This is a genomic window from Duffyella gerundensis, assembly GCF_001517405.1.
Lineage (GTDB): Bacteria > Pseudomonadota > Gammaproteobacteria > Enterobacterales > Enterobacteriaceae > Duffyella > Duffyella gerundensis.
Window position 1 is genome coordinate 1,787,101 of the sequence record NZ_LN907827.1, and the last position, 22,885, is coordinate 1,809,985.

At 54.4% G+C, this 22,885-nt stretch carries 20 protein-coding genes, 1 other RNA gene and 1 other annotated feature; of the genes, 16 read left to right on the forward strand and 5 right to left on the reverse strand.

Going from position 1 to position 22,885, the window contains the following annotated elements:
- The first annotated feature begins 54 nt into the window (after positions 1-54).
- From rplT to EM595_RS08330, 12 genes are all read left to right on the forward strand, one after another.
- The gene (gene rplT / locus EM595_RS08280) at positions 55-411 is read left to right on the forward strand and encodes a 50S ribosomal protein L20 (protein ID WP_067430241.1); all 357 of its coding nucleotides are present in this window, start codon (positions 55-57) and stop codon (positions 409-411) included.
- 112 nt (positions 412-523) lie between these two features.
- Positions 524-649 (forward strand) — a sequence feature (Phe leader region).
- Positions 529-573 carry a pheST operon leader peptide PheM gene (gene pheM / locus EM595_RS21055; RefSeq protein ID WP_157883913.1) on the forward strand — a complete coding sequence of 15 codons (45 nt, stop codon included), beginning with the start codon at positions 529-531 and terminating at the stop codon, positions 571-573. It overlaps the preceding feature by 45 nt.
- A gap of 79 nt (positions 650-728) precedes the next feature.
- Positions 729-1,712 (forward strand): phenylalanine--tRNA ligase subunit alpha, encoded by a 984-nt coding sequence (pheS, locus tag EM595_RS08285; protein WP_067430244.1) that lies wholly within the window; start codon positions 729-731, stop codon positions 1,710-1,712.
- A 14-nt stretch (positions 1,713-1,726) separates the two neighbouring features.
- Positions 1,727-4,114 carry a phenylalanine--tRNA ligase subunit beta gene (gene pheT / locus EM595_RS08290; RefSeq protein WP_067430246.1) on the forward strand — a complete coding sequence of 796 codons (2,388 nt, stop codon included), beginning with the start codon at positions 1,727-1,729 and terminating at the stop codon, positions 4,112-4,114.
- Between the two features lie 4 nt (positions 4,115-4,118).
- Positions 4,119-4,418, forward strand: coding sequence for an integration host factor subunit alpha (ihfA, locus tag EM595_RS08295; protein ID WP_017802142.1), 300 nt, complete (start codon positions 4,119-4,121; stop codon positions 4,416-4,418).
- A 197-nt stretch (positions 4,419-4,615) separates the two neighbouring features.
- Positions 4,616-4,966, forward strand: a complete 351-nt coding sequence (locus EM595_RS08300; protein ID WP_067430249.1) for a DUF2502 domain-containing protein — start codon at positions 4,616-4,618, stop codon at positions 4,964-4,966.
- A 94-nt stretch (positions 4,967-5,060) separates the two neighbouring features.
- Positions 5,061-6,044: a vitamin B12 ABC transporter permease BtuC gene (btuC, locus tag EM595_RS08305; protein ID WP_067430252.1), complete on the forward strand. Its 984-nt coding sequence runs from the start codon at positions 5,061-5,063 to the stop codon at positions 6,042-6,044.
- 37 nt (positions 6,045-6,081) lie between these two features.
- Complete coding sequence (locus tag EM595_RS08310) at positions 6,082-6,627, forward strand: glutathione peroxidase (RefSeq protein WP_067430255.1); 546 nt, start codon at positions 6,082-6,084, stop codon at positions 6,625-6,627.
- A 2-nt stretch (positions 6,628-6,629) separates the two neighbouring features.
- On the forward strand, positions 6,630-7,376 hold the full coding sequence (gene btuD, locus EM595_RS08315) for a vitamin B12 ABC transporter ATP-binding protein BtuD (RefSeq protein ID WP_067430258.1): 747 nt from the start codon (positions 6,630-6,632) through the stop codon (positions 7,374-7,376).
- Between the two features lie 74 nt (positions 7,377-7,450).
- Complete coding sequence (locus EM595_RS08320) at positions 7,451-7,909, forward strand: C40 family peptidase (protein ID WP_067430261.1); 459 nt, start codon at positions 7,451-7,453, stop codon at positions 7,907-7,909.
- Between the two features lie 408 nt (positions 7,910-8,317).
- Entirely contained in the window at positions 8,318-8,971 is a 654-nt protein-coding gene (locus tag EM595_RS08325) for an EAL domain-containing protein (protein WP_222938610.1), read from the forward strand.
- Positions 8,972-9,044: 73 nt separating this feature from the next.
- Positions 9,045-10,484: a protein adenylyltransferase SelO gene (locus tag EM595_RS08330; protein ID WP_067430267.1), complete on the forward strand. Its 1,440-nt coding sequence runs from the start codon at positions 9,045-9,047 to the stop codon at positions 10,482-10,484.
- A 67-nt stretch (positions 10,485-10,551) separates the two neighbouring features.
- On the opposite strand, the gene EM595_RS08335 is transcribed toward EM595_RS08330, so the two are convergent.
- Both EM595_RS08335 and ppsR read right to left on the reverse strand, forming a co-directional pair.
- Positions 10,552-11,598 (reverse strand): 3-deoxy-7-phosphoheptulonate synthase, encoded by a 1,047-nt coding sequence (locus EM595_RS08335; RefSeq protein ID WP_067430270.1) that lies wholly within the window; start codon positions 11,596-11,598, stop codon positions 10,552-10,554.
- Positions 11,599-11,739: 141 nt separating this feature from the next.
- Positions 11,740-12,573, reverse strand: coding sequence for a posphoenolpyruvate synthetase regulatory kinase/phosphorylase PpsR (gene ppsR, locus EM595_RS08340; RefSeq protein WP_067430272.1), 834 nt, complete (start codon positions 12,571-12,573; stop codon positions 11,740-11,742).
- A gap of 421 nt (positions 12,574-12,994) precedes the next feature.
- Here ppsR and ppsA point away from each other — a divergent pair, with 421 nt between their 5' ends.
- On the forward strand, positions 12,995-15,376 hold the full coding sequence (gene ppsA, locus EM595_RS08345) for a phosphoenolpyruvate synthase (RefSeq protein WP_067430275.1): 2,382 nt from the start codon (positions 12,995-12,997) through the stop codon (positions 15,374-15,376).
- A gap of 56 nt (positions 15,377-15,432) precedes the next feature.
- On the opposite strand, the gene rprA is transcribed toward ppsA, so the two are convergent.
- Positions 15,433-15,543, reverse strand: an RNA gene (gene rprA, locus EM595_RS08350) — antisense sRNA RprA.
- Between the two features lie 238 nt (positions 15,544-15,781).
- Positions 15,782-16,903 (reverse strand): AI-2E family transporter YdiK, encoded by a 1,122-nt coding sequence (gene ydiK, locus EM595_RS08355; RefSeq protein WP_067430278.1) that lies wholly within the window; start codon positions 16,901-16,903, stop codon positions 15,782-15,784.
- A 205-nt stretch (positions 16,904-17,108) separates the two neighbouring features.
- On the opposite strand from ydiK, the gene ydiJ reads away from it, so the two are divergent.
- A complete protein-coding gene (ydiJ, locus tag EM595_RS08360; protein ID WP_067430281.1) occupies positions 17,109-20,162 on the forward strand; it encodes a D-2-hydroxyglutarate dehydrogenase YdiJ in 3,054 nt (1,017 codons plus the stop codon).
- A gap of 19 nt (positions 20,163-20,181) precedes the next feature.
- Here ydiJ and EM595_RS08365 read toward each other — a convergent pair whose 3' ends face one another.
- The gene (locus EM595_RS08365; protein WP_067430284.1) at positions 20,182-20,586 is read right to left on the reverse strand and encodes a hypothetical protein; all 405 of its coding nucleotides are present in this window, start codon (positions 20,584-20,586) and stop codon (positions 20,182-20,184) included.
- 389 nt (positions 20,587-20,975) lie between these two features.
- Between EM595_RS08365 and sufA the strand changes: the two genes are divergently transcribed.
- Together sufA and sufB are read left to right on the forward strand one after the other, a co-directional pair.
- Positions 20,976-21,350, forward strand: a complete 375-nt coding sequence (gene sufA, locus EM595_RS08370) for a Fe-S cluster assembly scaffold SufA (RefSeq protein ID WP_067430287.1) — start codon at positions 20,976-20,978, stop codon at positions 21,348-21,350.
- A 7-nt stretch (positions 21,351-21,357) separates the two neighbouring features.
- A complete protein-coding gene (sufB, locus tag EM595_RS08375; protein ID WP_067430290.1) occupies positions 21,358-22,854 on the forward strand; it encodes a Fe-S cluster assembly protein SufB in 1,497 nt (498 codons plus the stop codon).
- The last annotated feature ends 31 nt before the right edge of the window (positions 22,855-22,885 follow it).

Consider the following 22,885-nt stretch of genomic DNA (forward strand, 5'->3'; position numbering starts at 1 on the left):
TCACAGAGCGAGTGAGATAGGGTATCCATCAGAATATAGAACAGGAGAGCTAACATGGCTCGTGTAAAACGTGGTGTAATTGCCCGCGCTCGTCACAAAAAAATCTTAAAACAAGCTAAAGGCTACTATGGTGCACGTTCACGTGTTTACCGCGTTGCCTTCCAGGCTGTTATCAAAGCTGGTCAGTATGCTTACCGCGACCGTCGTCAACGTAAGCGTCAGTTCCGTCAGCTGTGGATCGCGCGTATCAACGCTGCGGCGCGTCAGAATGGCCTTTCTTACAGCCGTTTCATCAATGGCCTGAAAAAAGCGTCCATTGAAATTGACCGTAAAATCCTGGCAGACATCGCTGTATTCGATAAAGTGACCTTTACGGCACTGGTCGAAAAAGCGAAATCAGCTCTGGCGTAAGTCAGTTGAAAGAGGGAGCTTGCTCCCTCTTTTATTTTGTAACTTCAGCAAAATATTGACTTTTTAGCCCATGCGCATTTCAATAGGGCCGAATAATTTCAATAAGGTAAGACAAGCATGCATGCTGCCGTTTTTCGTTTCTTTTTTTACTTTAGCACCTGATTGTCGGGGGCTTCTGCGCAAAAGAGAAGAAACGAAAAATCGCGCCGAAAGCCTCCCTAGTGGAGGCTTTTTTGTTTGTGGCGTAGCGATCAACATCCGGGCTTCAGGTCCCAATAAAAACAGACCGGCCGTTCAGGCTGGAAGAAGAGGAAATCATGTCCCATCTCAACGAGTTGGTTGCCCGAGCAACGGCCGCCATTGAAGATGCACAGGATGCCGCCGCGTTAGATAACGTACGCGTTGAGTATCTGGGTAAAAAAGGGCATCTGACTTTACAGATGAGCACCCTGCGCGAATTACCGGCAGAGGAGCGTCCTGCTGCCGGTGCGGTAATCAATGATGCCAAGCAAAAAGTGCAGGATGTACTGAATGCGCGTAAAGAGAGCATCGATTCCGCCGCCATGAATGCGCGCCTTGCGGCAGAAACCATCGATGTCTCTTTGCCGGGGCGTCGCGTTGAGAATGGCGGTCTGCATCCGGTCACCCGCACCATCGATCGCATTGAGACCTTTTTTGGCGAGCTCGGCTTTGCGGTGGTTACCGGTCCGGAAATCGAAGATGACTATCACAACTTTGATGCGCTGAATATTCCCGGCCACCATCCTGCGCGTGCCGATCATGACACCTTCTGGTTTGATGCCACGCGTTTGCTGCGTACCCAGACTTCTGGCGTGCAGATCCGCACCATGAAAAACCAGCAGCCGCCGATCCGCATTATCGCGCCAGGTCGCGTTTATCGTAACGATTACGATCAAACCCACACGCCAATGTTTCACCAGATGGAAGGGTTGATTGTTGATAAAAACATCAGTTTCACCAACCTGAAAGGCACGCTGCACGATTTTCTGAATAACTTTTTCGAAGAAGATCTGCAGATTCGCTTCCGTCCTTCCTATTTTCCCTTCACCGAGCCCTCAGCTGAGGTTGACGTCATGGGCAAAAATGGCAAATGGCTGGAAGTGTTGGGCTGCGGCATGGTGCATCCGAACGTATTACGCAACGTGGGTATCGACCCGGAAGTGTATTCCGGCTTTGCTTTCGGCATGGGCATGGAACGTTTAACCATGCTGCGTTACGGCGTGACCGATTTACGTGCTTTCTTTGAAAATGATTTACGTTTTCTCAAACAGTTTAAATAAGGGCAGGTTATCCAATGAAATTCAGTGAACTGTGGTTACGCGAATGGGTTAACCCAGCCATGGATAGCGCTGCGCTGTCTGATCAAATTACCATGGCGGGCCTGGAAGTGGACGGCGTTGACGCCGTGGCTGGGGCTTTCCATGGCGTGGTGGTTGGCGAAGTGGTGGAGTGCGGTCAGCATCCGAACGCCGACAAGCTGCGCGTAACGAAGATCAACACCGGCGGCGATCGTCTGCTGGATATTGTCTGCGGCGCGCCTAATTGCCGTCAGGGCCTCAAGGTTGCCGTGGCGACCGTTGGCGCCGTGCTGCCGGGCGATTTCAAAATCAAAGCGGCAAAGCTGCGTGGTGAGCCGTCAGAAGGCATGCTCTGCTCGTTCTCCGAGCTGGGAATTTCCGACGATCACAACGGCATCATTGAGCTGCCAGCCGATGCGCCTGTCGGTCAGGATATTCGTCAGTTCCTGCAGCTGGACGATAACACCATCGAAATCAGCGTGACACCAAACCGCGCTGACTGTCTGAGCATCCTCGGCGTCGCCCGCGACGTGGCGGTCATGAATAAGCTGCCGCTGCAGGAGCCTGCGATTCAGCCGGTTGCCGCCTCCCTGGGCGATACTTTCCCGGTACGGGTTGATGCCGTTGAGGCCTGCCCACGTTATTTAGCGCGCGTGGTCAAAGGCATTGATGTCACGGCTGCCACACCGCTGTGGATGAAAGAAAAACTGCGTCGCTGCGGCATTCGCTCTATCGATCCGGTAGTAGATATCACCAATTTTGTGCTGCTGGAGTTGGGTCAGCCGATGCATGCCTTCGATCTCGATCGTTTGGAAGGCGGCATCGTAGTGAGAATGGCGAAAGAGGGTGAAACGCTGACCCTGCTGGATGGCAATGAAGCACGCCTCAGCGCCGACACCCTGGTTATCGCCGATCATCAGAAAGCGCTGGCCATGGGCGGCATTTTTGGTGGTGAACATTCCGGTGTGAATAGCGAAACGCGCAATGTGCTGTTTGAATGCGCCTTCTTCGCGCCGCTGTCGATCACTGGCCGCGCGCGCCGTCACGGTTTGCATACCGATGCGTCACATCGCTATGAGCGCGGCGTCGATCCTGCGCTGCAATACAAGGCGCTGGAGCGTGCTACTCAGCTGCTGCTTGATATTTGCGGCGGCGAAGCGGGGCCGGTCATCGATCAGACCAGCGAGCAGCATCTGCCGCAGCCGGCAACCATCACGCTGCGTCGTGAAAAGCTGGATCGCCTGATTGGTCATGTGATCAGTGACAGCGACGTAACGGATATTCTGACGCGTCTTGGTTGCCAGGTTAGCGTGGGCGAAGGTCAGTGGCAGGCTGTGGCGCCGGGCTGGCGTTTCGATATGGCTATTGAAGAAGATCTGGTTGAAGAGATCGCCCGCGTTTACGGCTACAACAACATTCCTGATGTGCCGGTTCAGGCAGGTTTGATCATGACTAAACATCGTGAAGCCAATCTGTCGCTCAAGCGTGTGAAAACCATGCTGGTGGATAAAGGCTACCAGGAAGCGATCACCTACAGCTTTGTTGATCCGAAAATCCAGGCACTGATCCATCCAGGTGAAGAGCATCTGCTGCTGCCAAGCCCGATTTCAGTCGATATGTCCGCCATGCGGCTGTCGCTGTGGAGCGGGTTGTTGAGTGCGGTGGTCTACAACCAGAACCGTCAGCAGAGCCGCGTGCGTCTGTTTGAGAGTGGTTTGCGCTTTGTGCCGGATACTCAGGCTGATTTAGGCATCCGTCAGGAAGTGATGCTGGCCGGTGTGTTAACCGGCACACGTAATGAAGAGCATTGGGACCTGGCGCGTCAGGCTGTGGACTTCTATGATTTGAAAGGTGATTTGGAGTCGGTGCTGGAACTGACGGGCAAAATGGATGCCATCAGTTTCCGTGCAGAAGCCAATCCGGCACTGCATCCGGGTCAGAGCGCCGCCATTTATTTGCATGATGAACGCATTGGCTTTATCGGTGTGGTCCATCCTGAGCTGGAGCGTAAGCTGGACCTTAACGGCCGCACCTTAGTCTTTGAACTGCTTTGGAATAAGCTCGCAGACCGCGTCCTGCCTGAGGCGCGTGAGATTTCCCGCTTCCCGGCTAACCGACGTGATATCGCTGTTGTCGTGGCAGAAAGTGTGCCCGCAGCAGATATTATCGCCGAATGTAAGAAAGTTGGCGTAAATCAGATAGTTGGCGTAAACTTGTTTGACGTGTACCGCGGTAAGGGTGTGAATGAGGGTGAGAAGAGCCTCGCGATCAGCCTGATTTTGCAGGATACCAGCCGGACACTGGAAGACGAGGAGATCGCTGCAACCGTCGCCAAATGCGTTGCGGCATTAAAAGAGCGATTCCAGGCAACCTTGAGGGATTGAACCCATGGCGCTTACAAAAGCTGAAATGTCAGAATACCTGTTTGAAAAGCTAGGCCTGAGCAAACGGGATGCCAAAGAGCTGGTTGAACTCTTCTTCGAAGAGGTACGCCGCGCGTTGGAGAACGGTGAGCAGGTCAAGTTGTCTGGATTCGGCAACTTTGACCTTCGCGACAAAAATCAACGGCCGGGTCGTAACCCGAAAACCGGTGAGGATATCCCCATTACGGCACGCCGTGTGGTGACATTTCGCCCGGGGCAGAAGCTCAAGAGCCGCGTTGAGAATGCTTCACCGAAAGAAGACTGATTTCAGCACTTTCAAAAGGCCGCGTAAGCGGCCTTTTTTATGCCTGCTGGTTAGCACATCGTCACCCTTCATAGTTTCTGCATACTGTAAGAATTCCGTAAGCTACTGGAAAGCATGGCGAAAATCAGCCGAGGCTGCTGGTGTGGGGGAGCGCTGCTTGTTATAACAACGCCGAATATAACTCAGAGGCTAAGCTGATGAAAAAAACGGCGATTGTATTATATCTGTTGTCAGGCATACCGCTGCTGAGTCAGGCGGCGGTCTCGGTCAATATCACTACGCCCGGCGTCAGCGTGCAGGTGGGCGATCGTGATTCCCGCGGCCACTTTTGGGATGGCTACGATTGGCGATCCTCAGAATGGTGGCGAGAGCATCAGGGCCGCCATGTCGGGATGCATGGCTCACGCGGCTACTGGAATGGACATGGCTGGCAGCGAGATCGGCCATCACGTGAGCGCCCGGCACCGCGCGATAATCGCGATGAGCACCAGCGAGACGATCAGCATGACCACAACCGCGACCAGCCACGTAAGCCACCACAACGTTAATACCTGTCCACACAGAGCCAGCTATGCTGGCTCTATCTTTTCCTGCCGATAGCACTACAATCAACACCTTGTTTTCCTGAGATTTAGCGATGTTATGTCACTGCTGAACATCCTGTCGCAGTCAGCCAGACGGCGTCATTTATACTGGATCGTGGCGCTCAGCCTGCTACTGCTGGCGACATTCATTCTCAGTCTGTGCGTCGGTGAGCGCTGGCTGCCGCCCAACAGCTGGCTGAGCCCGCAGGCGAAAATATTTGTCTGGCAACTGCGTTTGCCGCGTTCGCTGGCGGTGCTGCTGGTCGGTGCTGCGCTGGCCGTGGCTGGCGTGGCGATGCAGGCGCTGTTTGAAAATCCGCTCGCCGAGCCTGGCCTGCTTGGGGTTTCCAGCGGTGCTGGCGTAGGATTAATGCTGGCGATTTTTTTTGGCAGCGGCGATATCTGGCTGCTGGCACTGGCCGCCATGGCCGGTGCGCTGCTGATTACGCTGATTCTGCTACGGTTCGCCCATCGCCATCTCTCTAATAGCCGGTTACTGCTTACCGGCGTGGCGCTGGGCATGATCTGTAGCGCGATGATGACATGGGCCGTTTACCTGAGCAGCACGCTCGATCTGCGCCAACTAATGTACTGGATGATGGGCGGTTTTAGCGGCGTTGACTGGCGCTACGGCTGGCTGATGCTGGCGCTGCTGCCGGTGCTGTTATGGCTGTGCTCACGCGGTTCGGTGTTAAACCTGCTGGCACTGGGCGAACTGTCAGCACGGCAGCTTGGGCTACCGCTACTGTTATGGCGTAATCTGTTAGTGGTGGCGGTCGGCTGGCTGGTTGGCGTTAGCGTCGCGCTGGCCGGGGCAATTGGTTTCATCGGGCTGGTGGTGCCGCATCTGCTGCGTCTGCGCGGCCTGACCGATCACCATGTGCTGTTACCGGCTGCTGCGCTATCTGGCGCGATTATTTTACTGCTGGCTGATGTACTGGCCAGAATGGCCCTGACTTCAGCGGAGTTGCCGATTGGCGTGGTCACCGCCACGCTTGGCGCACCGCTTTTCATCATGCTATTACTGAAATCACAACGCTAGCCACGGCTGGTATTCTTAACCTGAATGAGAGAAGACGATGAGCCTTTTAGAGACAAAACTGGTGACGCTGGACGGCAGAGAAACCACGCTGCAAGAGTGGCAGGGCAAAGTACTGTTGGTGGTTAACGTCGCCTCAAAATGCGGGCTGACGCCACAGTATGAGCAGCTGGAAAATATTCATAAAGCCTGGGCGAGCAGTGGATTTAGCGTGCTTGGCTTCCCATGTAATCAGTTTCTTGAGCAGGAGCCAGGCACCAGCGAAGAGATTAAAACCTTCTGTAGCACGACCTACGGCGTCACCTTCCCGATGTTTGAGAAAATTGAGGTCAACGGCCCCGGTCGTCATCCACTCTATCAGCAGCTGATCGCTGCGCGCCCGGAAGCGGTTGCCCCTGAAGCAAGCGGCTTTTATGAGCGTATGGCCAGTAAAGGCCGGGCGCCAAAGGCACCTGGCGATATTCTGTGGAACTTTGAAAAATTCCTGATCGATCGCGAAGGCAATGTGGTGCAGCGGTTTTCACCCGACATGACGCCGGAAGATCCGATCGTAATGGAAAGCATCAAAGTGGCGCTGGCTAAATAACGATGCTGCAATTGCAGGAGGTGGCCGTCGCCAACCGGCTGCTGCCTTTTACCACGCAGGTGGCAGCCGGTAGCCTTATCCACCTGGTGGGGCCTAACGGTGCCGGTAAAAGCAGCCTGCTGTCGCGGCTGGCTGGTATGCTGTCCGGCAGCGGTGAGGTTGTGTTTCTCGGGCAACCGCTGCCCGCATGGAGCGGCAACGCGTTGGCGAGGCATCGCGCGTGGCTGCCACAACAGCAGCCGCCCGCTGGCCTGATGGCGGTCTGGCACTATTTGCAGTTGCATCTGGTCAATGGGCAGGGCGACCACGATAACGCGGTGGCCGGGCTGCTGGCCGCGTTACAGCTAACAGATAAGCTGGAGCGTCAGCTGCAGCAGCTTTCTGGCGGCGAATGGCAGCGGGTCCGACTGGCGGCGGTGCTGTTGCAGTGTCATCCGCAGCTCAACCCTGATGCCTGCCTGTTGTTGCTGGATGAGCCAATGACCGGGCTGGATATTGCGCAGCAGGCGGCAGTGAATCAGCTGCTTCGCCAGCACCGTGACGCTGGCATCACGGTGATCATGAGCAGCCACGATCTCAATGACAGCCTGCAACAGGCTGAATGCGTCTGGCTGATGCATCGCGGCGAGGTACAGCTAACCGGCGATCCGCAGCAGGTGCTGCAACCTACGATTTTACAGCCGATTTATCAGGTTACGTTTCGCCACGTGGTGCTGGACGACACGCTTTTTTTACTTTCCCCGCGTTAATGCCGTTCGTCAGTTGCTATTCTCTTGCCGTTACCGCTAAATAGTCAGCGGGCTTAATAAAGGGATGTGCGGCTATGCGTTGGGCGATTGTAGTGCTGGTTCTTCTTTTGGCAGGCTGTAGCCATCATGCTCCACCGCCAAACGGTCGTCTGTCCGATTCCATCACCGTTATTGCTCAACTCAACGATCAGCTCAGTCAGTGGCATGGCACGCCGTATCGCTACGGCGGCATGAACCGCAACGGCATTGATTGTTCCGGCTTTGTCTATCTGACCTTTCGCGATCGCTTTGCGTTACAGCTCCCGCGTACCACCAAAGCGCAAACCGATATCGGCACGCGCATCGACAAAGAAGAGTTATTGCCGGGCGATCTGGTGTTCTTCAAAACCGGCGGCGGTGAGAATGGCCTGCACGTCGGCATCTACGATACGGATAATCAGTTTATCCATGCTTCAACCAGCCGTGGCGTCATTCGCTCATCGCTGGATAATGTCTATTGGCGAAAAGTTTTCTGGCAGGCGCGACGTATTTAGGCAGAATTGATGCCTGCTGAATACCTGGTTTCAGATAAAGCGTATTTATCCGCTGGTTATTTCCTGCCACTATACAAACTCGTGGAAATAGACGGCGTATCAATGAAATAACAGTCAGACTAAACAATGTGACCCGCAATGCTTATCGTAAAAACGATTAATTTGAGTTAAGTATTTATAAAGAAAACGTAATTAAAAGCGTATTTTTGTTAATCGATAAGCGCAGTTAATTCTTACTTCTCTGCGTAAAGTTGGTCCTGTTGATTGTCATATTTCCTTGTTATAGGATGCAACATCGCCAGTTAATAATGGCTAAAAAAAATGCAAATTCATCTGTCGGCCGATTTTCGGTCACGTAATATTTTTTATCCCTGCTACACACCGCATGGCCGATTAGCGGCCGTTGAAATGAACGTCACTTTTGTCCATGAAACCGCAGATGTAACCCTGCCGCAAAGCATGCTGCTGCCGCAACTTGACGCCACACAGCGCGCCGCGATAATGCAGGACCAGCTTTCATTGCTGGAAAATAACAGCGATTTCTTTAATAAACATAATGTCAGGGCGACCATCTGTGTCGACAGTGTTTCTGTTGAGTCGATTCTGAATAACGATCTGCTTCAGCACCGTATTCGGCAATTGTCCTGGCTGGAATTACAAATTGATGAAGCCTATCCCGGTTTAGCGCTGGGTGAAAATAATGCTGAACTTATGACGCTGCGTAGCATTGCGGCATTATCATTAAGTCATTTCGGCGCCGGAAAAATTCCTGCTAAACCGTTATACGATAATCTTTTTACCCGGGTAAAAATCGATAAAAAATTTTTACAGGCCGCTGCTAAGCGCGCTTCGTTTCCCGCCTTTATTCATGCCATTTTCAGTAATATTGAAGCGCACTGCCAGTACATTGTGCTGCCGGGAATTGATGATGAGCTGCTGTTAAATAAAGTGCTGGCGGTAAATCCCTGGGGTCTGGAAGGCGCTATTTTTCCAACGGTTGATGCGGCTAATCTGGATGCGCTGGTGGCTGCGCCAGCCGTTCTCTCCTCCTGCCAGCACTGATGGCTGACTGCCTTATCCATTAAATACGTTTACACTTAGGGTTTACGTATCGTCGTGGAGAGCAGGAGGAGCAATGCAGTTTTCAAATAGCTGGTATCAGGAGCTGGAAGGGTGGTACAGCAAGGTGATGCCAACGCCGCTGGCCAATACGCGGTTGCTTTATCACAACGCGCCGCTGGCCGCCGAGCTGGAGCTGGACGCCAGTCTGTTGACCTCCCAGCGGCAGGGTATCTGGAACGGCAGCGAGTTGCTGCCGGGCATGCAGCCTTTAGCTCAGGTCTACAGCGGTCATCAGTTTGGCGTCTGGGCCGGTCAGCTTGGGGATGGTCGGGGGCTGCTGCTGGGCGAGCAACAGCTGTCGAATGGTCGCAAGGTTGACTGGCATTTAAAAGGTGCAGGGCTGACGCCTTATTCACGCATGGGTGATGGCCGTGCGGTGCTACGCTCCACCATTCGTGAATTTCTTGCCTCCGAAGCCATTCATCATCTGGGTATTCCCACCACGCGGGCGCTGACCATCTCTGTGAGCGATGAAGCGGTCTATCGTGAAACGCCAGAACCCGGCGCTATGCTAATGCGCATTGCCGAAAGCCATCTGCGCTTTGGCCACTTTGAACATGCGTTTTATCACCAGCGCCCTGAGCAGGTCAGGCAGCTCGCCGACTATGCAATTGCTCATCACTGGCCGCATCTGCAGGATGAGGCAGATAAATACCTGTTGTGGTTCAGCGATGTAGTCGAGCGCACGGCGACGTTGATCGCCAGCTGGCAAAGTGTGGGATTCGCCCACGGCGTGATGAACACCGACAACATGTCAGTGCTGGGCCTGACGCTCGATTATGGCCCTTACGGCTTTCTGGATGATTATCAGCCTGGCTTCATCTGCAACCACAGCGATTATCAGGGCCGCTACGCCTTTGAAAATCAGCCGATGGTGGGACTGTGGAACCTCAACCGCCTGGCGCACGCGCTGTCCGGCCTGATGACGACGGAACAGCTTAAGCAGGCGCTCAGTCGCTATGAGAGTGCGCTGATGCGCAGCTGGGGCCAACAGATGCGCGCCAAACTCGGGCTGCTGACCGAAGAGAAAGAGGACAACGACATCCTGACCGGCCTGCTGACGCTGATGACCAATGAACACAGCGATTACAGCTGGACCTTCCGCCAGCTCAGCTACACTCAGCAGCATGAAGCTACTTCGCCGTTGCGCGATGAGTTTATCGATCGCGAGGCCTTTGATCGCTGGTATGCCGGCTGGCGGCAGCGTCTGCTACGGGAAGGGGTGGAAGATGTCGAGCGGCAGCGCATTATGAAAGCAGCCAATCCAGCGGTCATTCTGCGCAATTATCTGGCACAGCAGGCGATTGATGCTGCCAGCGCGGGCGATGTCAGCGTGCTGGCGCGCTTGCATCAGGCACTGATGCGGCCTTTTGATGACGATGACGCCTTCCGCGATTTGCAGCAGCGCGCGCCCGACTGGGGCAAGAAACTGGAAGTGAGCTGTTCAAGTTAGAAAAGAACAAGAAGTGAGCTGTGCAAGCCAGGAGAGGAAATGGGGCGAAACTTTCGCCCCATTGTTTTCACAACCGGGTGGCGACTGCGTCTGCCAACATCTGTAGTACTTCTTCGCTCTGCTCCCAACCCAGGCATGGGTCGGTAATCGACTGGCCATATTGCAGCGGCTGACCGCTGACCACTTTTTGCGCGCCTTCCTGCAGGAAACTCTCAATCATCACGCCGCCAATCGCTCGCGATCCACCGCGGATCTGCGCACAGATGGATTCAGCCACGTCGCGCTGCCGCTGATGCTGCTTCAGGCAGTTGCCGTGGCTGAAGTCCACCACCAGTTGCTGCGGCAGATCGAATTCCGCCAGGCTGGCTGCGGCGTCGGCGATATCTTCAGTATGGTAATTGGGCTGTTTGCCGCCGCGCATAATGATATGACCGGAAGGATTACCGCTGGTTTGATACACGGTCATCTGGCCATCTTTGTCCGGCGAAAGAAACATATGGCTGACGCGGGCGGCGCGAATGGCATCCACCGCAATGCGCGTGTTGCCATCAGTGCCGTTTTTAAAGCCCACTGGACAGGAGAGTGCCGAGGCCATCTCGCGGTGAATCTGGCTTTCCGTGGTACGCGCGCCGATAGCGCCCCAGCTGATCAGGTCGGCAATAAACTGGCCGATCACCATATCCAAAAACTCGGTGGCAGTAGGCAAATTTAAGCGGTTGATATCCAGCAGCAGTTTGCGTGCAATCGCCAGGCCTTCATTGACCCGGCAGCTTCCATCAAGGTGTGGATCGGAGATCAAACCTTTCCAGCCAACCACGGTGCGCGGTTTTTCAAAATAGGCGCGCATCACAATCTCAAGTTCTCCGGCATGGCGCTCGCGCAGCACCGCCAGTTTTTTGGCATACTCCAGCGCGGCGTCCGGATCGTGCAGGGAACAGGGGCCGATCACTACCAGCAGGCGCGGATCCTCACCGTTCAGGATGCGGGCAATACGCTGGCGCGAGGCGGTAACATTGTCCGCGATTTCAGCTGACACCGGATAGCGGGCGGCAAGTTCCGCAGGCGTGATCAGGCTATCGATGCGCGTGGTGCGCAACTCATCCGTTTTGTTCATGTTCACTCTCAAAATTTTTTCTTCGCATCGGCAGAAGCGCCGGGAAGTGATGGCCATCACCTTAACCCAAAGCGCTGTGAATTCAAGTGTTACCCCGGTGCGTCAGAAAAAATGTTGGCCGCCTGCTCGGGCGACAGCGGGTTAAAACATGCGGCGGTTCAGGCCCATAATGTCCAGAATCTTGGTGGCGATCTCCTCCACCGAATAGTTGGTGCTGTTGAGGTAGCGGATCTGCTGGGTGCGAAACAGCGCTTCGACTTCGCCCACTTCCATACGACACTGGCGCAGCGAGGCGTAACGCGTGTTTTCAGCGCGCTCCTGCCGTATCGCCGCCAGACGTTCCGGATCGATGGTCAGGCCGAACAGTTTATGCTGAAAAGGACGCAGCGCAGCAGGTAGCTTGAGATTATCCATATCATCGGCAATAAAAGGGTAGTTCGCCGCTTTGACGCCAAACTGCATCGCCAGATAGAGGCTGGTGGGCGTTTTGCCACAGCGCGAGACGCCGAGCAGGATCACCTGCGCATCTTCCAGCCCGCGCAGCGAGATGCCATCGTCGTGCGCCAGGGTATAATCGATCGCCGCGATGCGAGCATCGTATTTGCCGAGGTTGCTGGCGGTTAAACCGTGCGTGCGATGCACCACCGGCGCGGGCGCAATGCCCAGTTCCTGCTGCAGCGGCGCCACCAGCGTCTGCACGATATCCTGACAGAAGCCTTCGCTCTGCATGATGATCTCTTTGACCTCTGGCGTCACAATCGACAAAAACACCAGCGGCCGCAGGCCACTTTGTTGGCAAATCGCATTAATTTGCGCTTTGACCGCCAACGCACGCTGTACGTTTTCCACGAAGGGCAGCGTGACGCTGATGGTATCAACCGGAAACTGTGACATGACGGCGTGCCCTAACACCTCGGCGGTGATCGCCGTGCCATCAGAAATATAAAAAACGCTTCTTTCTACGATCATATTCATGTGATTTCCTGAGAGAAGAACGGCCTTGATTAAAATAAATATTCCACAACGGCTGAGATGAATATTTTATTTTGCGCAGCTGATACGCAATATTTAAAAATGAAATGCTGTTTCTTTTATCTGTTTAGCGTCGCAACTGAGTAATTAAGCCCAGCGATAAGTTTGTCTTATTTAACATGATGCAAGCTAATTTATAAGCTATTGTTAAAAAAGATAAATTTACTTTTTTCTTTTTTATTCTCTTGCGATCATGGCCTGAAAAGCGCCTTATTTACACTAAGGAGTAATCTGAAACTGCTAATTCTGCGACAGCTTTAACGATTCAACATTTTCATCCTGCAATGAAAGTGTGCCACTCTCAAGACGCGCTTAGTCTGCATTTTCTCATTTCTCAGTCACTTTATTGAAAAGGATAACGTCAATGTCTAATCAAGGCGAACGGTCGTTGGTGCTCTGGTATAACCAGCTTGGCATGCACGACGTTGATCGGGTGGGCGGCAAGAATGCGTCTCTGGGTGAAATGATCACTAACCTCTCATCTTTAGGCGTATCGGTGCCCAACGGGTTTGCCACTACGTCCGAAGCCTTTAATCTCTTTCTCGATCAAAGTGGCCTGAATGAGCGCATTTATGCGCTGCTGGATGAAACAGACGTTGATGATGTGTCGGCGCTGGCGAAAGCGGGCCAGCAAATCAGGCAGTGGATTGTGGAAACGCCGTTCCATGGCGAGCTGGAAACGGCGATTGAGCAGGCGTATCAGCAGCTTTCCGCCGATGATGCTGAAGCCTCTTTTGCCGTACGCTCTTCGGCTACCGCAGAAGATATGCCTGATGCCTCGTTTGCCGGTCAGCAGGAAACTTTCCTCAACGTGCAGGGCATTGACGCGGTGATGATCGCCGTTAAACACGTTTTCGCCTCGCTGTTTAACGATCGAGCGATCTCTTATCGGGTGCATCAGGGCTATGACCATCGCGGCATTGCGCTCTCTGCAGGCGTGCAGCGCATGGTGCGTTCCGACCTGGCGTCATCGGGCGTGATGTTTACCATCGACACGGAGTCGGGCTTCGATCAGGTGGTATTTATCACCGCTGCGTTGGGTCTGGGTGAAATGGTGGTGCAGGGCGCGGTGAATCCGGATGAGTTTTATGTACACAAGCCGACACTGGCGGCCAATCGTCCGGCTATCGTCCGGCGCAACATGGGTTCCAAAAAGATTCGCATGGTCTATGCCGACTCGCTGGAGCATGGCGAACAGGTAAGAATTGAAGATGTGCCGCAGGCCGAACGCGATCGCTTTGCGCTGACCGATGATGAGGTGCAGTCGCTGGCCCGCCAGGCAATGGCCATTGAGCAGCATTATCAGCGTCCGATGGATATTGAGTGGGCAAAAGATGGCCACACCGGCAAGCTGTTTATCGTCCAGGCGCGTCCGGAAACCGTGCGCTCCAACGGGCAGGTGATGGAGCGGTACTCGCTACAGGGCAAAGGCAACGTGGTGGTGGAAGGACGTGCTATCGGCCATCGTATTGGCGCAGGTGAAGTGAAAGTGATTCATGACATCAGCGAAATGGACCGTATCCAGAAAGGCGACGTGCTGGTGACCGACATGACCGATCCCGACTGGGAGCCGATCATGAAGAAAGCTGCCGCTATCGTTACCAATCGCGGCGGCCGCACCTGCCATGCGGCGATCATTGCGCGTGAGATGGGTATTCCTGCGGTGGTCGGCTGCGGCAATGCCACCGATCTGCTGCGCGATGGCCATCAGGTTACCGTCTCCTGCTCGGAAGGCGATACCGGTTATGTCTACGATGCGCTGCTCGAATTTGAAGTCAAAAGCTCGCAGGTCGATGAGATGCCGGCGCTGCCGCTGAAAATCATGATGAACGTGGGTAATCCCGATCGCGCCTTTGATTTCGCCTGCCTGCCCAATGAGGGCGTTGGCCTGGCACGGCTTGAATTCATCATCAACCGCATGATTGGCGTGCACCCCAAAGCGCTGCTGGAGTTTGATCAGCAAACGCCGGAAGTACAGCAGCAGATCCGCGAACTGATGAAGGGCTTTGACGATCCGGTGGAGTTCTACGTGGCGCGCCTGACTGAAGGCATTGCCACGCTGGGCGCGGCGTTTGCGCCGAAGCGGGTGATTGTGCGTCTCTCTGACTTCAAATCCAACGAATACGCCAATCTGGTGGGCGGCGAACGTTATGAGCCGGATGAAGAGAACCCGATGCTCGGCTTCCGCGGCGCCGGACGCTACGTGGCGGACAGCTTCCGTGACTGCTTTGCGCTGGAGTGCGCGGCGGTGAAGCGGGTGCGCAACGAAATGGGCTTAACCAACGTTGAGATTATGATTCCGTTCGTGCGTACCGTCGATCAGGCCCAGGCAGTGGTGGAGGAGCTGGCGCGTCAGGGGCTGAAGCGCGGTCAGGATGGCCTGAAAATCATCATGATGTGCGAAATCCCTTCCAATGCGCTGTTGGCCGAACAGTTTCTTGAGCATTTCGACGGCTTCTCGATCGGCTCTAACGATATGACGCAGCTGACGCTGGGGCTGGATCGTGACTCGGGCGTGGTCTCTGCACTGTTTGATGAACGTAATGAAGCGGTTAAGGCGTTGCTGTCGATGGCGATTCGTGCGGCGAAAAAACAGGGTAAATACGTGGGGATTTGCGGTCAGGGACCGTCGGATCATGAAGACTTTGCTGCCTGGTTAATGGAAGAGGGCATCGACAGCTTGTCGCTCAATCCGGATACCGTCGTGCAAACCTGGCTGATGCTGGCGGATTTGCACAAAGCATAATCATTTAACTTTACTAATTTAAGGGCCGGATTATTCGGCCTTTTATTTATATTCAGGCAAAAAAAAGCCCATCACATGGGATGGGCAAAGACTACACACAGCAATTCTTTTACTTTACTCAGGGGAAAAAGGTTGTTTTAAAATCAGGGGTTTGATCTCAAACATGTGACTCATGTTATTCAGCATCGTAGCGGGCGTCTTTAAGAATCCTCTTATTAGTTTACGGCGGATAATCTTTTCCCGTAATTCGACGTTATTTGCCGCAAAAAATGAGAAGCTCAGGTAATGTGTTGCCTGACATTTAAGCGTTTTTTAACAAAAAAAGCGTTTTAAGGTTTAACAGTGTTAATCAGAACACGGGAAAATATTTTTCAGCGGCCCGGTAATGAAACCGCTGATTTACACTTAGAAGGTCTTGCGTAGCTCTTCCTGATCCTCTGCCAGCTCGTCTATCACTTCCTGCGGCGAGCCATCCGGCGCAGGCGCTTCGTGCATCCAGGCCGACACCAGGCGATAAGAGACCGCCAGTACTACCGGGCCAATAAACAGGCCAATCATACCAAAAGCTACCAGGCCGCCGATGACGCCAGAGAGAATCAGGATCATAGGCAGATCGGCGCCCATGCGGATAAGCATCGGCCGCAGGAAGTTATCCAGCGTACCCACTACGCAGCTCCAGACCAGCAGCACAGTGCCCCAGGTGGTGTCGCCGCTCCAGTAGAGCCAGATGATCGCGGGCACCAGCACCAGCAGCGGCCCAAGCTGAACCAGGCAAAAGAAAATCATCAGCACGGTGAGCAGCGTGGCGTAGGGAATGCCCGATATCGCGAGGCCAATGCCGCCGAGCACGCCCTGCACCAGCGCGGTGACCACCACACCCAGCGCCACGGCGCGGATCGCCTGACCCGCCAGCAGTACCGCCGCATCACCGCGGCGTGAGGCGAGACGATAGGCAAAATGTCGAATGCCGTTGCCCACCTGCTCACCACGCCAGTAGAGCAGCACGCTGAACAGCAGCATCAAACCGAGATGGAGCATAAAGCGGCCAAAGTGACCCGCCTGGGCAAAAAAGAAACCGGTGGTGCGGCCAATGTAAGGCTGCACCTTGCGCATAATGGCCGTACCCCCGGCATCAACCTGGGTGTGATAACCGGCAAAAAGCTTCTTGCCAATGACCGGCACGTCGTTGAGCCAGGTCAGCGCAGGCAGTTGCAGGTGACCGGAGGTGATCCAGGCGATCACCGGTGCGCTGTTATCGATCAGGCTGTTGACCAGCAGCACCACCGGAATAATGAACACCAGCAGCAAAATCAGCGTCATGGCCACCACCGCCAGCGAACGTCGTCCCCACAACCAGGACTGGAGCTTGAGCATCAGCGGCCAGGTGGCAATCACCACCATGCTCGCCCAGGCAAAGCCGAGGATAAAGGGTTGCACCACCCAAAAGCAGGCGACGATAAGAATAAGAATGAACATCAGTGAAAACAGTATTTGCGGTAAATCCATGCTGCGATGCAGGTTTTTCATTGTCTAACCCGGTCCTTAATCTCTCTCAGGTGGCGCATCCAGATGATGCACGACGGGAATATCATGAAGCATTTACGGGGATTGCAACAGAGGCAGTCACAGGGATTTTATCGCCGCTGAAATCAGAGCGATGGGGTTAAAAATATGATAAAACCACCTATCTCCGACTAACAACGCAATCGATTCGCTCACTGGTTATCCCATCATGATCCCACAGATTTCCCAGGCGCCAGGGTTGGTACAGCTGGTACTGACTTTCCTCAACACCCTTGAGCAGCAAGGCTTTACTGGTGATACCGCCACCAGCTATGCCGATCGCCTTACCGTCTCCACGGACAACAGCATTTATCAGCAGCTGCCCGATGCGGTGATTTTTCCCCGATCTACCGCCGATGTGGCGCTGATTGCACGCGTGGCGGGTGAAACGCGCTTTGAGAGCCTGGTGTTTACACCGCGTGGCGGCGGCACCGGTACTAACGGTCAGTCGCTGAATCAGGGCATCGTGGTCGACATGTCGCGCTACATGAATCGCATTCTGGAAATCAATCCTGAACAGGGCTGGGTACGCGTTGAGGCAGGCGTGATAAAAGATCAGCTCAATGCCTGGCTGAAGCCGTATGGCTTCTTTTTCTCACCGGAGCTTTCCACCAGCAACCGCGCTACGCTGGGCGGCATGATCAATACCGATGCCTCTGGCCAGGGATCGCTGGTGTATGGCAAAACGTCCGATCATGTGCTGGCCCTGCGTGCCGTGCTGTTGGGTGGGGAAATCCTTGATACGCGAGCCATGCCGGTGGCGCTGGCCGAACAACTGGCGCAGGAGCAGACGCCGGAAGGGCGCATCTATGCCACGGTGCTGGAACGCTGCCGCGAGCAGCGCGCGCTGATTGTGGAGAAGTTTCCGGCATTAAATCGCTTTCTGACCGGCTACGACCTGCGCCACGTGCTCAGCGACGATCTGCAAACCTTCGATCTGACCCGCATCCTGTGTGGCGCAGAAGGCACGCTGGCCTTTATCAGCGAAGCACGGCTGGATATCACGCCGATCCCAAAAGCGCGTCAGCTGGTGAATATCAAATACAACTCTTTTGATGCCGCATTGCGTAACGCGCCGTTGCTGGTCGAGGCGCAGGCGTTGTCGGTAGAGACCGTGGATTCAAAAGTGCTCAATCTGGCGCGGGAAGATATCGTCTGGCATTCGGTGCGTGAGCTGATTGCAGATGTGCCGGATCAAGAGATGCTCGGCCTGAATATCGTTGAGTTTGCCGGTAACGACGTGGCGCTGATCGACAGCCAGGTTAACGCGCTCTGTGCCCGGCTTGATGCGCTGATGGCGCAACAGGAAGCGGGCGTCATCGGTTATCAGCTCTGCGAGGACTTAGCGGGGATTGAGCGTATCTATGCGATGCGCAAGAAAGCGGTTGGTCTGTTGGGCAATGCCAAAGGGCGCGCCAAACCCATTCCGTTTGTGGAAGATACCGCCGTGCCGCCGCAGCATCTCGCCGACTATATCAGCGACTTTCGTGCGCTGCTGGACAGCCATGGCCTGAGTTATGGCATGTTTGGTCACGTTGATGCCGGCGTGCTGCATGTGCGACCCGCGTTAGACATGTGCGATCCGCAACAGGAGATGCTGATGAAGCAGATCTCCGATGAAGTGGTGGCACTGACCGCGCGCTATGGCGGATTACTGTGGGGCGAGCACGGTAAGGGATACCGCGCGCAATACAGTCCCGCCTTTTTTGGCGACACGCTGTACAACGAGCTGCGCCGCATCAAAGCTGCCTTTGATCCGCTGAACCGGCTGAATCCAGGTAAAATCTGTACGCCAATCGGCGTTGACGATCCGATGATGCCGGTTGATGGCGTCAAGCGCGGCACCTTTGATCGCCAGATTCCGGTGGCGGTACGCAGTGACTGGCGCGGCGCCATGGAGTGCAACGGTAACGGGCTGTGCTTTAATTTCGACGTACGCAGTCCGATGTGTCCCTCAATGAAAATCACCGCGAACCGCATTCACTCGCCAAAAGGCCGGGCGACCTTGACCCGTGAATGGTTGCGATTGCTGGTGGAAAAGGGTGTCGATCCGCTGGAGCTGGAGCAGCATCTGCCGACGCGTTCGGTGAGCCTGCGCGCCTTGATCAGCCGCACGCGCAATAGTTGGTACGCCAGCAAAGGGGAATACGACTTTTCGCACGAGGTAAAGGAGGCGATGTCGGGCTGTCTGGCCTGCAAAGCCTGCTCTACCCAGTGCCCGATTAAGATCGACGTGCCTGGCTTCCGATCGCGCTTCCTGCAGCTCTACCATACGCGCTACCTGCGCCCGGTAAGCGATCATCTGGTTGCGGGAGTGGAAACGTACGCGCCGCTGATGGCCAAAGCGCCGAAAGCGTTCAATTTCTTTCTGCGGCAGCCGTGGTTGCGTGAACTGAGCCGCCAGCATATTGGCATGGTGGATCTGCCGCTGCTTTCGTCGCCTTCACTGAAGCAGCAGCTCTCCGGCCATCCCGCCTGCGCAATGACGCTGGAGCAACTGGAAGCCGAAAGCGCAGAGAAAAGAGCCAATCGTGTGTTGATCGTGCAGGATCCTTTCACCAGCTATTATGAAGCGCAACTGGTTAATGACTTTGTTCGCCTGGTCGAAAAGCTGGGTTACCAGCCGGTGCTGCTGCCATTTTCACCAAACGGCAAGGCTCAGCACGTGAAAGGATTTTTACAACGCTTTGCCCGCACCGCCGAAAAAACCGCCGATTTCCTGCGCCGTGTGGCACGGCTGGGTGCGCCGATGGTGGGCGTCGATCCGGCGACGGTACTCTGTTATCGCGATGAGTATCAGCAGACGCTGGGCGACAAGCGCGGCGAGTTCTCGGTCTTGATGGTGCAGGAGTGGCTGAGTGAGGTACTTGCGCCGCGGGCAGTTCAGCCGCAGACCGGTGAATCCTGGTATCTGTTTGCGCATTGTACCGAAGTCACTGCCTTGCCGGCGTCACCAAATCAGTGGCAGGGCATTTTTGCTCGCTTTGGCGCCACGCTGGAAAACGTTAGCGTCGGCTGTTGCGGCATGGCGGGAACCTATGGGCACGAGACCAAAAACCTTGAAAATTCGCTGGGTATTTATGCGCTGTCGTGGCATCCGCAGATGCAGCGGTTGCCGCGTCAGCGTTGCCTGGCTACCGGCTATTCCTGCCGCAGCCAGGTGAAAAGAATTGAGGGTAATGGCGTGAGACATCCGTTACAGGCGCTGCTGGAAATGGTATAATTTTTGTTACGCGTATGTGCTAGAAAATCGAACCGGCGTGTTTAACAAAATCGCTCTGTAACGTAGTGGCTTTGTCCCAGTGGCCGGTCTGTGCCAGGTGATGGCACAGACGGGTCAGTGACAACCGGGCCAGCTGATAGGCCTGAACGCGGAATAACTGTTCACGCTCGGGATTACTCATTTCCTGCACCAGTCGATGATGCAGTTTGCCCAGCGCATGCAGGTAGCTCTGGTCGTCGCCGTTCAGTTGACAAATTTCTGCCATATCGAGACAGGTATCATTGAAGCGTCGCAGCTGTTCGATACCAGCGCCGGAGCGATCAAGTCGGGCCTGCGCCATGTAAAAATCGACGGTGATATCGCGGACAGAAAACTTGTAGTCGTCAATTTTATGCTGCAACCAGGCGGACACGGACCGATTCATGACGCACTCTCCTGCTAATGAGAATCATTATCATAATAACCTACGCGATTTTTAGCGATCGCGCGAGCAAAGTTTTATCGATAAATGCTACCTGTCAGAAAAATTGATATTAACAATCCAGACGCATCGGTAAGGGCGTAAACTGATTATTATTCTCAATAAGCATCAAGATGTCTTCGGTGACTTATTGATATATAATGGAATTATAAAACCAGCATAGCGCTTTTTTGGTGGATCAGACCGCTGATTTAAGCGTCTATTCTTAAATATTAGCCGTAAAAAAAGCCGTTTCGCCTTTATCCCTGCAAAACAAGAGGTTGAAGTGATAATTGTTATCACTACCATAGGGGTATCAGCCAAACCAGGCTACGCATCATGAGGTACAGCATATGGCAACAGCAAATCCTGCATCTTTCTCTCCGGATGATTTTGTCTGGAAAGGACTCACGCTGACGGACTCAGCGGCAACGCAAATTCTCAACCTTGTCGCTACCGATCCGGCAGTCAGCGGTTTACGTCTTGGCATTAAGCAATCCGGTTGTGCCGGGTTCGGCTATACCATGGATTTGGTGAGCGCCGCCGAAGAGGATGACCTGGAGTTCACGCACAACGGCGCCTCGCTGTTTGTGCCGCTTCAGGCGATGCCTTTCATCGACGGCACCGAAGTGGATTTTGTCCGCGAAGGCCTGAACCAGATCTTTAAATTCAATAACCCTAAAGCCCAACACGCCTGCGGATGTGGTGAGAGCTTTGGCGTCGAGTAATAGCGATATGTCACAAAACAGCGAAACCCCAGATGATGTACAGGTATGGGATGGCGGCCGTCTGAAGTACAAAGAGGGCTTCTTTACCCAGCTTGAAACCGATGAAATGGCCAACGGCATCAACGAGGACGTGGTGCGGGCAATTTCTGCCAAGCGTAACGAACCCGAGTGGATGCTGGAGTTCCGGCTCAAGGCTTATCATGCCTGGACGCAAATGGAAGAGCCGCACTGGCTGAAGGCGAACTACGCCGGCCTGAACTATCAGGATTACAGCTACTATTCTGCGCCGTCATGCGGTAACTGCGACGACAGCTGTGCATCGGAGCCGGGCGCGACCCAGACCGATGGCAGTCATCCCAACAGTAACTACCTGACGCAGGAAGTGGAAGACGCCTTTAATCAGCTGGGCGTGCCGGTTCGCGAAGGCCGTGAAGTTGCGGTAGATGCCATTTTTGACTCGGTATCGGTGTCAACCACCTACCGCGGCAAGCTGGCGGAACAGGGCATCATCTTCTGCTCATTCGGCGAAGCGATTCACGATCACCCGGAGCTGGTGCAGAAATATCTCGGTACCGTGGTTCCACACAACGACAACTTCTTTGCGGCGCTGAACTCAGCGGTGGCCTCTGACGGCACCTTTGTTTACATCCCGAAAGGCGTGCGTTGCCCGATGGAGCTTTCCACCTATTTCCGCATCAACGCTGCCAAAACCGGCCAGTTTGAGCGCACCATCCTGATCGCTGACGAAGACAGCTACGTCAGCTACATCGAAGGCTGCTCGGCGCCGGTACGTGACAGCTATCAGCTGCACGCGGCGGTTGTGGAAGTGATCATTCACAAAAATGCCGAAGTGAAATATTCCACCGTGCAGAACTGGTTTGCCGGCGGCGAAGCTGAAGGCGGCATTCTGAACTTCGTGACCAAGCGCGCCCTGTGCGAAGGCGATCACAGCAAGATGTCCTGGACGCAGTCTGAAACCGGTTCAGCAATCACCTGGAAATACCCAAGCGTGGTGTTGAAAGGGGATTATTCGATTGGTGAATTCTACTCGGTGGCGTTGACCAGTGGCCGTCAGCAGGCGGATACCGGCACCAAAATGATTCACATCGGTAAAAACACCAAATCGACCATTATCTCTAAAGGGATTTCTGCCGGTAAAAGTCAGAATACCTATCGCGGTCTGGTGAAGATCATGCCGACCGCGACCAATGCGCGTAATTTCACCCAGTGTGATTCGATGCTGATTGGCGCGGAGTGTGGTGCGCATACCTTCCCGTATGTGGAAACGCGCAACAATAGCGCGCAGCTGGAGCATGAAGCGACCACCTCACGTATCGGTGAAGATCAGCTGTTCTATTGTCTGCAGCGTGGCATCAGCGAAGATGACGCCATATCCATGATTGTAAACGGCTTCTGTAAAGATGTTTTCTCCGAGCTGCCGCTTGAGTTTGCCGTCGAAGCACAAAAATTGTTGGCTATCAGCCTTGAACATAGTGTGGGCTAATTGATAGCGCATTACCCGTTGCCGGAAAGCA

Coding starts and splice junctions, on each gene's coding strand:
- rplT (WP_067430241.1), top strand. CDS start 55: ATGGCTCGTGTAAAACGTGGTGTAATTGCCCGCGCTCGTCACAAAAAA.
- pheS (WP_067430244.1), top strand. CDS start 729: ATGTCCCATCTCAACGAGTTGGTTGCCCGAGCAACGGCCGCCATTGAA.
- pheT (WP_067430246.1), top strand. CDS start 1,727: ATGAAATTCAGTGAACTGTGGTTACGCGAATGGGTTAACCCAGCCATG.
- ihfA (WP_017802142.1), top strand. CDS start 4,119: ATGGCGCTTACAAAAGCTGAAATGTCAGAATACCTGTTTGAAAAGCTA.
- EM595_RS08300 (WP_067430249.1), top strand. CDS start 4,616: ATGAAAAAAACGGCGATTGTATTATATCTGTTGTCAGGCATACCGCTG.
- btuC (WP_067430252.1), top strand. CDS start 5,061: ATGTCACTGCTGAACATCCTGTCGCAGTCAGCCAGACGGCGTCATTTA.
- EM595_RS08310 (WP_067430255.1), top strand. CDS start 6,082: ATGAGCCTTTTAGAGACAAAACTGGTGACGCTGGACGGCAGAGAAACC.
- btuD (WP_067430258.1), top strand. CDS start 6,630: ATGCTGCAATTGCAGGAGGTGGCCGTCGCCAACCGGCTGCTGCCTTTT.
- EM595_RS08320 (WP_067430261.1), top strand. CDS start 7,451: ATGCGTTGGGCGATTGTAGTGCTGGTTCTTCTTTTGGCAGGCTGTAGC.
- EM595_RS08325 (WP_222938610.1), top strand. CDS start 8,318: ATGAACGTCACTTTTGTCCATGAAACCGCAGATGTAACCCTGCCGCAA.
- EM595_RS08330 (WP_067430267.1), top strand. CDS start 9,045: ATGCAGTTTTCAAATAGCTGGTATCAGGAGCTGGAAGGGTGGTACAGC.
- EM595_RS08335 (WP_067430270.1), bottom strand. CDS start 11,598: ATGAACAAAACGGATGAGTTGCGCACCACGCGCATCGATAGCCTGATC.
- ppsR (WP_067430272.1), bottom strand. CDS start 12,573: ATGAATATGATCGTAGAAAGAAGCGTTTTTTATATTTCTGATGGCACG.
- ppsA (WP_067430275.1), top strand. CDS start 12,995: ATGTCTAATCAAGGCGAACGGTCGTTGGTGCTCTGGTATAACCAGCTT.
- ydiK (WP_067430278.1), bottom strand. CDS start 16,903: ATGAAAAACCTGCATCGCAGCATGGATTTACCGCAAATACTGTTTTCA.
- ydiJ (WP_067430281.1), top strand. CDS start 17,109: ATGATCCCACAGATTTCCCAGGCGCCAGGGTTGGTACAGCTGGTACTG.
- EM595_RS08365 (WP_067430284.1), bottom strand. CDS start 20,586: ATGAATCGGTCCGTGTCCGCCTGGTTGCAGCATAAAATTGACGACTAC.
- sufA (WP_067430287.1), top strand. CDS start 20,976: ATGGCAACAGCAAATCCTGCATCTTTCTCTCCGGATGATTTTGTCTGG.
- sufB (WP_067430290.1), top strand. CDS start 21,358: ATGTCACAAAACAGCGAAACCCCAGATGATGTACAGGTATGGGATGGC.